Origin of the sequence: Nitrobacter sp., from assembly GCF_051535235.1 — a bacterium.
In the GTDB taxonomy this organism is placed as follows: Bacteria; Pseudomonadota; Alphaproteobacteria; order Rhizobiales; family Xanthobacteraceae; genus Nitrobacter.
Genome location: NZ_JBPPLZ010000003.1, coordinates 299,708 through 311,381, shown reverse-complemented (window position 1 = coordinate 311,381; position 11,674 = coordinate 299,708). Strand labels below are relative to the sequence as shown.

Annotated in this window: 12 protein-coding genes; 4 read left to right on the top strand and 8 right to left on the bottom strand. The window is 62.7% G+C overall.

The genetic code is table 11. The features are described from left to right. Positions 1–42 precede the first annotated feature (42 nt). Complete coding sequence (gene rnd, locus ACS3WA_RS06085; protein WP_438277650.1) at positions 43–1,191, top strand: ribonuclease D; 1,149 nt, start codon at positions 43–45, stop codon at positions 1,189–1,191. Positions 1,192–1,207: 16 nt separating this feature from the next. On the opposite strand, the gene petA is transcribed toward rnd, so the two are convergent. From petA to ACS3WA_RS06060, 5 genes are all read right to left on the bottom strand, one after another. Continuing rightward, positions 1,208–1,867: a ubiquinol-cytochrome c reductase iron-sulfur subunit gene (petA, locus tag ACS3WA_RS06080; RefSeq protein ID WP_438277649.1), complete on the bottom strand. Its 660-nt coding sequence runs from the start codon at positions 1,865–1,867 to the stop codon at positions 1,208–1,210. A gap of 143 nt (positions 1,868–2,010) precedes the next feature. After that, on the bottom strand, positions 2,011–3,519 hold the full coding sequence (gene ppx, locus ACS3WA_RS06075) for an exopolyphosphatase (protein ID WP_438277648.1): 1,509 nt from the start codon (positions 3,517–3,519) through the stop codon (positions 2,011–2,013). Positions 3,520–3,526: 7 nt separating this feature from the next. After that, positions 3,527–5,728 carry an RNA degradosome polyphosphate kinase gene (locus ACS3WA_RS06070; RefSeq protein WP_438277647.1) on the bottom strand — a complete coding sequence of 734 codons (2,202 nt, stop codon included), beginning with the start codon at positions 5,726–5,728 and terminating at the stop codon, positions 3,527–3,529. A 156-nt stretch (positions 5,729–5,884) separates the two neighbouring features. Then, positions 5,885–6,565 (bottom strand): HdaA/DnaA family protein, encoded by a 681-nt coding sequence (locus ACS3WA_RS06065; protein ID WP_438277646.1) that lies wholly within the window; start codon positions 6,563–6,565, stop codon positions 5,885–5,887. A 48-nt stretch (positions 6,566–6,613) separates the two neighbouring features. Continuing rightward, complete coding sequence (locus ACS3WA_RS06060; RefSeq protein ID WP_438277645.1) at positions 6,614–7,156, bottom strand: CDP-alcohol phosphatidyltransferase family protein; 543 nt, start codon at positions 7,154–7,156, stop codon at positions 6,614–6,616. A gap of 172 nt (positions 7,157–7,328) precedes the next feature. On the opposite strand from ACS3WA_RS06060, the gene purM reads away from it, so the two are divergent. Both purM and purN read left to right on the top strand, forming a co-directional pair. After that, the gene (gene purM, locus ACS3WA_RS06055) at positions 7,329–8,402 is read left to right on the top strand and encodes a phosphoribosylformylglycinamidine cyclo-ligase (protein ID WP_438277644.1); all 1,074 of its coding nucleotides are present in this window, start codon (positions 7,329–7,331) and stop codon (positions 8,400–8,402) included. 23 nt (positions 8,403–8,425) lie between these two features. Next, on the top strand, positions 8,426–9,079 hold the full coding sequence (gene purN, locus ACS3WA_RS06050; RefSeq protein WP_438277643.1) for a phosphoribosylglycinamide formyltransferase: 654 nt from the start codon (positions 8,426–8,428) through the stop codon (positions 9,077–9,079). 91 nt (positions 9,080–9,170) lie between these two features. Here the strand turns inward: purN and ACS3WA_RS06045 are convergent, their stop codons facing one another. The 3 genes from ACS3WA_RS06045 to ndk all read right to left on the bottom strand — a co-directional run bounded on the left by ACS3WA_RS06045 (position 9,171) and on the right by ndk (position 10,996). Then, a complete protein-coding gene (locus tag ACS3WA_RS06045) occupies positions 9,171–9,374 on the bottom strand; it encodes a cold-shock protein (RefSeq protein ID WP_438277642.1) in 204 nt (67 codons plus the stop codon). 347 nt (positions 9,375–9,721) lie between these two features. Then, complete coding sequence (locus ACS3WA_RS06040; protein ID WP_438277641.1) at positions 9,722–10,552, bottom strand: YjbE family putative metal transport protein; 831 nt, start codon at positions 10,550–10,552, stop codon at positions 9,722–9,724. 21 nt (positions 10,553–10,573) lie between these two features. Further along, a complete protein-coding gene (ndk, locus tag ACS3WA_RS06035) occupies positions 10,574–10,996 on the bottom strand; it encodes a nucleoside-diphosphate kinase (protein WP_319799181.1) in 423 nt (140 codons plus the stop codon). A gap of 246 nt (positions 10,997–11,242) precedes the next feature. On the opposite strand from ndk, the gene ACS3WA_RS06030 reads away from it, so the two are divergent. Then, on the top strand, positions 11,243–11,590 hold the full coding sequence (locus ACS3WA_RS06030; RefSeq protein WP_412772929.1) for a DUF6481 family protein: 348 nt from the start codon (positions 11,243–11,245) through the stop codon (positions 11,588–11,590). Positions 11,591–11,674: the final 84 nt, after the last annotated feature.

Here is an 11,674-nt window from a genome sequence, read left to right as displayed (position 1 = left end):
ATGCAGGGCGACAAGGGCAAAAAGACGGGCTATGGAGCGCTCATGGACCTTATCACGACCAGCGCGGGATTGGCATCCGTCTGCGCTCGACTAGCCAGCCACCCCGTCATCACGGTCGATACGGAATTCCTCCGCGAGACCACCTACTATCCGCTGCTCTGCGTGCTCCAGATGGCGAGCCCCGATGAGGCCGTGGTGGTCGATGCGCTTGCCCAGGGAATCGATCTGAAGCCCTTTTTTGAACTGATGTCGAACGAGCGCGTCCTGAAGGTGTTCCACGCCGCCCGCCAGGACATCGAAATCGTCTGGCACCAGGCCGGCATCATTCCCCATCCGGTCTTCGACACGCAAGTGGCGGCCATGGTACTCGGCTATGGCGATTCCATCGCTTATGACGCGCTGGTCGAGCGCGTCACCGGACATCGGCCGGACAAGACCCACCGCTTCACCGACTGGTCGCGCCGGCCACTGACCATGAACCAGCTCGAATATGCCGTGGCGGACGTCACCCATCTGCGTGACGTCTTCGCCGCCCTCGATGCCGACCTCAAGAAGCGCGGCCGCAGCGACTGGGTCAGCGAGGAGATGGAGGTTCTGACCTCGCCGAAAACCTATGACTTCCATCCCGAGCGGGCATGGGAGCGATTGAAGACGCGGGTTCGCAAGCCGAAGGATCTTGCCGTGCTGATGGAGGTGGCGGCCTGGCGCGAACAGGAAGCCCAGAGCCGGAACGTTCCGCGCTCCCGGGTCCTGAAAGACGACGCGGTCGGCGATATCGTGACCCACGCGCCTGCGAGCCCGGAGCGGCTGGCGGCGCTGCGCTCGCTGCCGAAAGGTTTCGAAAAATCGCAGTGGGGCGCCGACATCGTCGCGGCGGTCCAGCGCGGTCTCGCCCGAGACCCGCGTACGCTTCCGAAGATGGAGAAGCCGCGCAACAACTCCAACGGCGCCGCTACCGTTGAACTCCTCAAGGTCCTCCTTCGGATGACGTCCGAGCGCCATGCCGTCGCCAGCAAGGTGATCGCCACCGTGGACGATCTGGAGCAGATCGCGGCGGACGACGAGGCCGATGTCGGTGCGCTGCACGGCTGGCGGCGCGAGCTGTTCGGCGAAGCCGCGCTCGCGCTGAAGCATGGCCGGCTGGCATTGGCGATCGAAAAGGGTCGCGTGGTGCGCGTGGAGCGGGACTGAGGTCCCACCTGTTCCGTCAGATTTGCCGGATGCTCGCGAAATCAAAATGCGAGCCCGGCGGATTTTCTCCGATCCGGATCATATGATCATTCACAAAGCGATACGGCGGCACCGGCAGATTGTACGGCGCCGGCACGCCGCTGAAGACGCGGCCCGCAAGATCGTATTTCGAACCATGACAAGGACAGAAGTAACCGCCGAGCCAGTCGGCCGCCGGTTCGCTCGCACTTGGATCCGGATAGTAGAGCGGAATGCATCCGAGATGGGTGCAGATGCCGACGAATACGCCGTAATTCGGATTAGCCGAACGGTGCCAATTTTGGGCGTATTTCGGTTGCTGCATCTCGTCGGACCGGGGATCGGCCAGCCGCTCAACCAGTTTTGGATTCTGAAGCATCTTGAGCGCCGCGGCGGGACGGTTGATGACAAAGATCGGATGATCGCGCCAGCGGACGATCACCTGTTGGCCGGGTTGCATCTTGCTGAGATCGAGTTCAACCGGACCGCCGGCTGCGAGCGTCGCCTTGTCCGGTTCTAACTGCGCGATCATCGGTACGATCGTCGCTGCAACTCCAACGGTACCCATGGCGGCGGTGGCGACATAGAGGAAATCGCGGCGACTCGGACGACCGGCTGAAGGTTCTTTGATGCGCGCGTAGGGAGAGCTTTCAGTCATGGCTTGCTCCACGAAATACTGGAGCCCCCATGCCGGATGATGCCTCGATGAGAGAGCACACCGGCAACACGATAACCGGCCCGATGCGATTTCGAACAGCCGAGGCGGTTCACAATGACGAGATCAAAAAACGCGCGAGACTGTCAGCGCAGCACGATCGAACCCGAACGGCCGACAAGGCGCGCCAGTTGCTTGAACCGGCCGCCGACGCGATCCGCAACCAGATCGACCAGCCGGTGTTCGAACACAAGTTTCAGCTTGCGGCCACTGCTTCTGAAATGCATTGCAGACAATACACCGGGCCTGGCCGCCGAAATCAGATACGCGACGCGGAAAGCCGCACCGAGAATACGCGCTCTCTCGTCCATGGCGGGTGTGACCAGGTCGTGCACGGACGACGGTGCATTGACCTTGTTCGGTCCGACGTAGCGGTAGAACACCGACAGCGCGATGAACGCCCGCCCCTGATGATCGATGTCGCCGAAATTGCCGTTCATGATGAGATTGAGCGTCTGCTCACCGCGATAGTCCGGATGGATGCGCCAGCCGATGTCCGAGAGCAGACAGGCAGCATGACGCAGCCGCCGATCCTCTTCGGTCTCCGGTAGTTTCGAAATCCGGACCAATCGATCGGTCCATCCGATCAGTTCGTCGGCATGACGCGCCGAACGCGACATCAGCCCGTTCAACGTTTGCGCAGCGCAAATCAATCCATCCCTGGAGCGTTCGGTCGCGGGCAACAGCGAATAAAGCAGGCCTTCGCGGACGCCGTAGGTCGAAAACATGATGGTCTTCGGCTTCGCGATCCGGATGATGTATTCCAGCACGAGTGCGGCATAAGCCAGCAGCGGCTGTCGCGCATCGGTGACCACTTCGATATCCGCCAGCGTTTGCGAAACCGCCAGACGTCGCAGCCGCCGAAGAAAATCGAGCGCGTCGGCGGCGGGAATGGAATAGCCGTGCATCACGCGAAGTGGATAGCCGCTCTGGATGATGTGAATCCGCGCCAGCGCCCGCCATGTTCCGCCGACGGCATAGAAGGTACGGCCCTTGCCGGCCTTGAGCGGCGCGACGCCAGAGAGTTCGGCCTTCACGATCCGCTCGGCGCTCTTCAACGAAGTCTTCGATGCATCCTGTAATGCGAGACTGCCTAGCGGCAGCGTCACGCCGCGATGGACGCGATGGCCGCGCACGTCGGTCAATTCCAGCGAGCCGCCGCCCAGATCCCCGACAATGCCGTCCGGCTTGTGAACACTGGAAACCACGCCCAGCGCCGCCAGGTGCGCCTCCTGCGGACCAGACAGGACGTCGATCGGCACGCCGCAAATGCGTTCGGCTTTGGCGATGAAATCCGCGCCGTTCGTGGCGTCGCGGCAGGCGGCCGTTGCGATGGCGTAAACACGGCCGACCTTCATCACCTTGCATAGCGCGTGAAAGCGCCGCAACGACATCAGCGCCTTCTTGATCGCATCGGGCGCGAGCAGGCCGGTGGATTGCACCTCGCGGCCAAGCCCGCACAACGCCTTCTCGTTGAAGATCGAGACGAGGCTGCGCTCCAACGCTTCGTAAACGACGAGGCGGACGGAGTTCGACCCGATGTCGATAACAGCGACGCTCGCGTCCGGCTTGCGCGGACGCGGATATTTCCGCACAGCCCTCCTACGGAGGCGGCTGCCGCTCTGCGCGACGCGTAAGGCGGCGCGGCGAAGATTCCTTGAGCGACTTTCCACGGCCGGACAGACTCGGATTGGTCATGAAATAGTTGTGCAGGTTGAAGGGCTCCTCACCCTTCGCGGCCTTCATACGCGTTGACGATCCATCCGGCAACAACCGCCAGCTCTGTTCGGTATCCTTCAGGTTCGCGACCATGATCTGCTCGAGAACCTGTTGATGCACGGTCGCATTTTGCAGCGGGCACAGAATTTCGACGCGCCGGTCGAGGTTACGCGGCATCATGTCGGCGGACGAGATATACACAGCCGCCTTTGGTCCGGGCATGTTGTGCCCCATGCCGAAACAGTAAATCCGGCCGTGTTCCAGAAACCGCCCGATCACGGACTTGACGCGAATGTTCTCCGACAATCCGGGAACTCCGGGCCGCAAGCAGCAAATGCCGCGCACGATCAGCTCAACCGAAACGCCGGCTTGCGATGCTTCATATAGCGCATCGATGATGTCGGGGTCGACCAGCGCGTTCATCTTCATCCAGATCGCAGCCGGCTTGCCGTGGCGGGCGAAAGCGGTTTCTCCGCGAATGTGGTCGAGAATGCGGTTGCGCAAGGTCAGCGGCGACACCGCCATCTTCTCGATGTCGCTCGGCTCGGCGTAGCCGGTGATGTAATTGAATACGCGGGCGGCGTCGCGGCCGATGGCGGGGTCCGACGTGAAATACGACAAGTCGGTATAGATGCGCGCCGTCAAGGGGTGATAGTTTCCGGTCCCGGTATGAACGTAGGTCGTGAGACCACCGCCCTCCCGGCGCACCACCATCGACAGCTTGGCGTGGGTCTTCAGTTCGATGAAGCCGTAAACCACCTGCACGCCGGCGCGTTCGAGATCGCGCGCCCAGCGGATATTGGCTTCTTCATCGAACCGCGCCTTGAGTTCGACGAGCGCCGTAACCGACTTGCCGGCCTCCGCCGCCTCCGCCAGGGCCCGCACGATCGGCGAGTTGTTGGAGGTGCGGTAAAGCGTCTGCTTGATCGCGACGACGTCAGGATCACGCGCGGCCTGCTGCAGGAATTGCACCACGACGTCGAACGATTCATAGGGATGATGAACGATCAGGTCCTTCTGCCGGATCGCTGCGAACACGTCGCCGCCGTGATCGCGCACACGCTCGGGATGGCGCGGGACGTAGGGCACGAATTCGAGGTCGGGCCGGTCGAGCCGCGTCAGTTGCGACAGCTCGTTCATGGCCAGGACGCCGTCCACCAGTAACACTTCGTCGTCGGTGGCCGATAGCGCCCGCTGTACGAACGCACGCAGCTCGGCCGGCATCGCGGCTTCGATTTCAAGGCGAATGACGGAGCCGCGACGGCGACGCTTCAAGGCGGTTTCGAACAGGCGAACCAGATCTTCCGCCTCTTCCTCGATCTCGAGTTCGGAGTCCCGGATGATGCGAAACGCGCCCTGCCCCTTGACCGTGTAGCCCGGGAACAGCCGGTTGATGAACAGGCTGGTCGCGCCTTCAAGCGTGATCAGCCTGACGGGGTCGTCCTTGGCCGCCGGCGGCAGCCGCAGAAACCTGTCGATCTTGCCGGGCATGCGGATCAGCGCATTCATCGGCTTGCCGTCGGAGGAGCGCGCGAGTTGTAGCGCGATGGTGAAGCCGAGACTCGGAATGAACGGAAACGGGTGCGCCGGATCGATGGCGAGCGGCGTCAGCAAGGGGAAGATGTTGTGGAGAAAGTGATCCGCGATCCACGCCCGCTCGGCCTTGGTGACGTCCTTGCCGTCGATCAGGACAATGCCAACTTCGGTCAGCACGTTGCGCAGATCGCGCCAGATCGCCTGCTGGTCGTTTGCGAGATTGGAGACGGTCTGGTTGATGAGCGCGAGTTGCTCCGACGGCGTCAACCCGTCCGGACTGCGTTCCGTGATCCCTTCCCGCACCTGCGCCTTGATGCCGGCGACGCGGACCATAAAGAACTCGTCAAGGTTATTGGCGGAAATCGACAGGAAGCGAACGCGCTCGAGCGCGGGATGGCCGGGATTGACCGATTCCTCAAGCACCCGGCGATTGAAATGCAGCCAGGACAGCTCCCGATTGATGAATCGCTCCGGACTGGTCCGGATCGCGGAGCCTTGCTCCGGTTCTGCTTTTTTATCTTCAATAACAATAGCTTGAACGGAATCCATGGATGTCTTGGTCCATCTCTCGTCGCGTCGCCGGCAGGCCGCGCAAACAGCGCCGAACCATGGGCCAGCTCAATGACGTTTCAATGACATTGAGGTTCCGGAACGCCGGCGCGTCAAGATCGGTCAACGGGACAGCGCGGCGAAAATCGTCCCGTTTCAGTTTCGATCGCGCAGCAATTCGGCGGCGAGCGCGCGCGTCACCGGCCTGCCGAGCCGCAACGATTCCGCATCGAGCTGGTCGACGGCGTGACGGATCGCGGCGAACGACCGCTCGGTCCGCGTGGCGATGAAGTTGACGACGGTCTCGTCGATGTTCATCTGGCGGTCCGCACAGAACTTGACGATCAGCGCCCGCAGCAAGTGATCGTCGGGCGGCAGCAGCGTGACCACAGGCACGGCGCGAAGCCGAGACCGCAGGTCCCGCAATCCGATCTCGATCGCGGCGGGAGGCTCCCGCGCCGTCAGCAGGACGAAGGCGCCGTCCTCGCGAGCAAGATTCATCAGGTGAAACAGCGCAAGCTCATCGAACGCTGGCGGGTTGAGGTCTTCGACGACGAGCGCGCCCGTCGCCAGCGCCCCCGGCACCGCCGCCGCGGTCAGGCCGTGCGCGGACATCGAGCGCGCGCCCGCCTGCTCCGCCCAGATCGCGGCCAGATGGCTCTTGCCGCAGCCTTCGGGGCCGGCGAGCAGCATGATCCGGTTCGGCCACTCCGGCCAGTTCTCGACCAGCGACAGCGCCGCCGCGTTTGCCGACCCCTCAAGAAAATCGTCTCGCGAGAGGCTTTCCGCGTGCGGCAGCGCGAATGCGAGCTGACGGGGTCCGGGGCGGCCTGCCACGCATCTACTCCATGCTAGATCCAACTCGCGCGCATCATCGAGCGATCTTCATTTCTGCTCGATGGTGCTCATGTGGCGTCCCCACTCCACGAGATAGAGCGAGACCGAAACCAGGGTCAAGATCGTGATGGCGGTCATCAGAACGCCCTCGTAGGGCGAGGAATCGAACCCGAAGCCCAGCGCGGCCAGCACCAGCGCGGCGAACGCGACCTGCGCTCCGGTGTTGAGCTTCGAGACCATCAGCGGCTTCATGGGTATCGGCTTGTTGAACAGCCACGAGACGATCACGGCGCCGACGATCATGATGTCGCGCGAAACGACAAGGATCACGAGCCAGCGGGGAACGGCGCCCAGGATGCCGAGCGTCACGTAGATCGAGACCAGCAGCGCCTTGTCGGCCAGGGGATCCAGAAGCGCGCCCAGTTCGCTCGCCATGTTGAAGCGCTTGGCGAGAAACCCGTCCACCGCGTCGCTGACACCGGCGACCACAAAGATCGCGAAAGCGATTTCCATCTGATTGGAGGCGATAGCCCAGATAATGATCGGCACCAGCAGAATGCGACCGAGTGTAATAATATTCGGAATACTCACGCGACGCTTCCTGCCCTCCGGCCCGTTTTCCGCGCAAACCGGCGCGGGATTTGAGGCCTCCGCGCCCGGAACAGCCTCTTGTCTAGATAGTATATGCTGGAGAGACTTTGCGAGCCATTGCGCGGGTCCGCAATCCCACGTAACCAGCCGGGAAATTCTGGATACAAATTGCATGACCGACCGCAAGAACGGCCTGACCTATGCCGAGGCAGGCGTCGACATCGATGCTGGCAACCGGCTGGTCGACCTCATCAAGCCGATGGTGCGCGCCACCGCCCGCGCGGGCGCGGACGCTGAAATTGGCGGATTCGGCGGGCTGTTCGATCTCAAGGCGGCCGGGTTCACGGACCCGATTCTGGTCGCCGCCAATGACGGCGTGGGAACGAAGGTCAAGCTTGCGATTGAAACCGGGGTACACGACACGATCGGGATCGATCTCGTCGCCATGTCCGTCAACGACCTCGTCGTGCAGGGCGCGGAGCCCCTGTTCTTCCTCGACTATTTTGCCTGCGGCAAGCTCGACCCCGAAGCTGCGGCCGCTGTGGTGGCCGGTATCGCGGAAGGGTGCCAGGAGGCCGGTTGCGCCCTGATCGGCGGCGAAACGGCCGAAATGCCGGGCCTCTACAGCGAGGGAGACTACGATCTGGCGGGCTTCGCGGTCGGCGCGGCCGAACGCGGCACCCTGCTGCCAGGCCGCGACATCGCCGCTGGCGACGCCGTGATCGGGCTTGCGTCGTCCGGCCTGCATTCCAACGGATATTCACTGGTCCGGAAAATTCTCGAGATTTCGGGCCTCGGCCTCGCGGCTCCTGCGCCGTTTGCGCCGGTCACGACGCTCGGCGGTGCTTTGCTTACGCCGACCCGGCTCTACGTCAAATCCTGCCTGCGCGCGATCCGCGAAACCGGCGCGGTGAAGGGGCTTGCCCACATCACGGGCGGCGGCTTTACCGACAACATCCCTCGCGTATTGCCCAAGCATCTCGGCGTGCGCATCGACCTCGCCCAGGTGACGGTGCTGCCGGTCTTCAAATGGCTGGCGCAGCAGGGCGGTATCGCCGAGCTTGAGCTGCTGCGAACCTTCAATTGCGGCGTCGGAATGATCGCGATCGTGCGGCGCGAGGCGGTCGACCAGGTCGCGGAGGTGCTGACGCAGGCCGGCGAACGCGTTGCGCTGCTCGGTGAGGTGATCGCCGCCGGCGACGACAGCCGCGTCACCTACGACAACCACCTCGATCTCGTGATCTGAGACGATCCGGCAGGATGAAAAGCATGAAACGCCGTGTCGCAATCCTGATTTCCGGGCGCGGGTCGAACATGACCGCGCTGGTGGAGGCCGCAAAGGCCCAGGACTTCCCGGCTGAAATTGCCCTCGTTATTTCCAACAAGGCCGCGGCGGAGGGCCTTGCCAGAGCCCAGGCGGCCAGCATTCCAACGCTCGTCATCGAGAGCAAACCGTTCGGCCAGGACCGCGCGGCGTTCGAAGCCAAATTGCAATCGGCACTGGACGACAACCGCATCGATCTCATCTGTCTCGGCGGTTTCATGCGGCTGTTCACAGCCGATTTCGTCCAGCGTTGGCAGGGACGAATGCTCAACATCCACCCGTCGCTGCTTCCGTCGTTTCGCGGCCTCGATCCTCACGGCCAGGCACTGCGCGCCGGCGTGAAGATTTCCGGCGCGACCGTCCATTTCGTCATTCCCGAAACCGATGCCGGTCCCATTATCATCCAGGGCGCGGTCGCGATACGCGACGACGACACGGCGGAGACGCTGGCCGCGCGCGTGCTGGAGATCGAGCATCGCATCTACCCGGATGCGCTGCGGCTTGTCGCGAGCGGCGGCACGCGACTGGACGGCGACATCTGCAAGACGTCGGCAAACGCCAGTCCGGACGACAGCCTGATCTCACCTTCGGTGATATGACCGGGTCCGGACTGGGCAAGGACAAGTCCCCGGGTCGCGAATTGGATACACGCCGCAGCGGCTTGCGCCAATCGCCGGAAACATAATGGAGTTATGAGACCTTCAGATTTTCAGCCGAGGCCTTGCCACGATTTTCGACCAGATCGAATTCGATCACCTGATCCTCATTGAGGGTGCTAAGGCCAGCCCGCTCCACGGCTGAGATGTGAACGAACACGTCCTTGTCTCCAGTCGTCGGCTTGATGAACCCGTACCCCTTGGTCGGATTGAACCATTTGACGGTGCCCTTCTGCATCGTCTGTCTCCCTGTCTGGGTATAAAAAAAGACGCGGCCGCGCATCGCGCACCACGTTACAAACGACCCCCTCCTGATCTCTGCTGAACCTTCGAATTCGCGAAACGCACAGACGAACGGACCAAGATCCGATTGTGCATAGATTGCAACACGAAAATTACCTCTTAGCAAGCCACGACCGGTTATCGTGAAACTGGCCGAGGCCCCATGGTTTCGAAATGCCGGCGGGGCGACCGCACCCGCAGAACGACGCTGCGGCGGCACCGGCCTCGCTTTGCGGGCGTGTCCCGGCTTCCACATGTTTGATACCGGCCGTGAAATGCGCGGCGCGACGGATCAATCCCGTTCTAGAGACGCTCGGCGGAGACCTTTATCCGCCTGCGCCAGAGCGAGCCGGCGATCAGCACGATGATCGCCCCCAGCACGGCACAAACAATTTCCTCTCCGGTGCCGCCGTCAACGGCAAATTGCCGCGCAAGGCCGAACCGCACCAGCACCGTATCCAGAAAGGCACCCGCGCCAGCGTCGAACAGCGTGTGCAGTCGCGGCGCGACCGCCGGATCGGTCGCGATGACTTGCCCCGCGATCCAACCCAGCAAGGCCGCTCCGGCCCACACCAGAAAAGGCAGGCGATTCAGCAACAGCATGATCAGCGCGGCGCCGGCCACGATCAGCGGCACGCTGATGGCCAGTCCGATGATCAACAGCGGCAAACTGCCATTCGCGGCCGCCGCAACCGCGATCACATTGTCGAGACTCATCACGATGTCCGCGACGACCACGACCTGAACGGCGGCCCACAGATGCCGGGCCGCGGCAACCCCCTCCTCGTCCTCCTTCTCCGGCATCAGCAACTTGGCGGCAATCACGAGCAGCGCGATGCCCCCCGCCAGCTTGAGGTAGGGCAATTCCATCAGGGTTGCGACAATCCCCGTAAAGACAATGCGGAGAACGACCGCGGCGGCGGCTCCGAGGACCATGCCCCAAAACCGCTGCGGCGGCGCCAGCCCGCGACAGGCCAGCGCAATGACCAGCGCGTTGTCGCCGGACAACAGTACGTTAATCCAGATGATCTTGCCGACGGCAAGCCAGAACGCCGAATGATGCGACTCGCTTCGAAATTCGGCGAAGACCGATGTGATCGTCGCCAGATCGAAGATGTGCAGCAGTGAATCCAATGGCGTCCTTTACCTCGCCGTTTAGCCGACGATCTCGTTACTTGAGAAAAACTGGGCGATTTCGACCGCAGCGGTCTCGGTCGCGTCCGATCCGTGAACGGAATTTTCGCCGACCGACTTCGCATGGAGCTTGCGGATCGTGCCGTCGGCGGCCTTGGACGGATCGGTCGCACCCATGATCTCGCGATATTTGAGGACGGCGTTGTCCCCTTCTAGCACCTGCACGACAACGGGAGCGGAAATCATGAAATCGACCAACTCTCCGAAAAAGGGGCGCGCCTTGTGCACGGCATAGAACGTCTCGGCCTGCTCGCGGGTCATGCGGATGCGCTTCTGGGCCACGATCCGCAGGCCTGCCTTTTCGATCAGGGCGTTGATCGCACCGGTCAGGTTTCGCGCGGTTGCATCCGGTTTGATAATGGAAAAGGTGCGTTCAGTCGCCATGTCGAGATCCTTGATTGAGCGGCCTTGGGAATTGCGGCGCTTATATCGGCGCGCCTCATTGACGGCAAGCGCGCTCGGCACGCCGACGCCAAGCTGGCAACGCAGAAAACAGCCCGCACAGGGATCGCGCGCCCTTGAAAATCTGGCGATTTCGGTAGGTAACGCGTTTTTCCCAGCGCATGCGATGACGAAGCTGCTATAAGCGCCCCCACACCAGCTATTAGTATGAACGAACTGGCTCGACAGATGAGTGGATTCAAGGAGCCCGGCTTTGCTGACCGCCAAAAGGCGGCGCTTGAGGCCCGGAAAAATATTCTCGACAAGTTTCGCGCGCAGCCCGGTCCTGACGATCCCGTCGTGAAGCAAAGACAGGCCGAGCGCGAGGCCCATGCGGCGGCCCGCGAGACGGCGCGGCAGGCCCGCGAAGCCGAGAAGGCTGCGCGAAAGGCCCACGAGGCGGAGGCCGCTGCGGCCGCCGCCGCGCAGCTCGCCCTGGAGAAGGAAGAAGCGACGGCCGCCAAGGCCACTTTCGAAAGCGAACGCAAGGCGGCGCGCGATGCCCGCTATGCCGCCAGAAAGAAGCGGAAGAAATAACCCGCGATACGACGAAAGTTAGTCCCTCACCCACTGCCGTATACCGGCGGCGAAGACGCTGAAGACGAACCGGCCGATGCGGCA

Coding starts and splice junctions, on each gene's coding strand:
- rnd (WP_438277650.1), top strand. CDS start 43: ATGGACCTTATCACGACCAGCGCGGGATTGGCATCCGTCTGCGCTCGA.
- petA (WP_438277649.1), bottom strand. CDS start 1,867: ATGACTGAAAGCTCTCCCTACGCGCGCATCAAAGAACCTTCAGCCGGT.
- ACS3WA_RS06070 (WP_438277647.1), bottom strand. CDS start 5,728: ATGGATTCCGTTCAAGCTATTGTTATTGAAGATAAAAAAGCAGAACCG.
- purM (WP_438277644.1), top strand. CDS start 7,329: ATGACCGACCGCAAGAACGGCCTGACCTATGCCGAGGCAGGCGTCGAC.
- purN (WP_438277643.1), top strand. CDS start 8,426: ATGAAACGCCGTGTCGCAATCCTGATTTCCGGGCGCGGGTCGAACATG.
- ACS3WA_RS06045 (WP_438277642.1), bottom strand. CDS start 9,374: ATGCAGAAGGGCACCGTCAAATGGTTCAATCCGACCAAGGGGTACGGG.
- ndk (WP_319799181.1), bottom strand. CDS start 10,996: ATGGCGACTGAACGCACCTTTTCCATTATCAAACCGGATGCAACCGCG.
- ACS3WA_RS06030 (WP_412772929.1), top strand. CDS start 11,243: ATGAGTGGATTCAAGGAGCCCGGCTTTGCTGACCGCCAAAAGGCGGCG.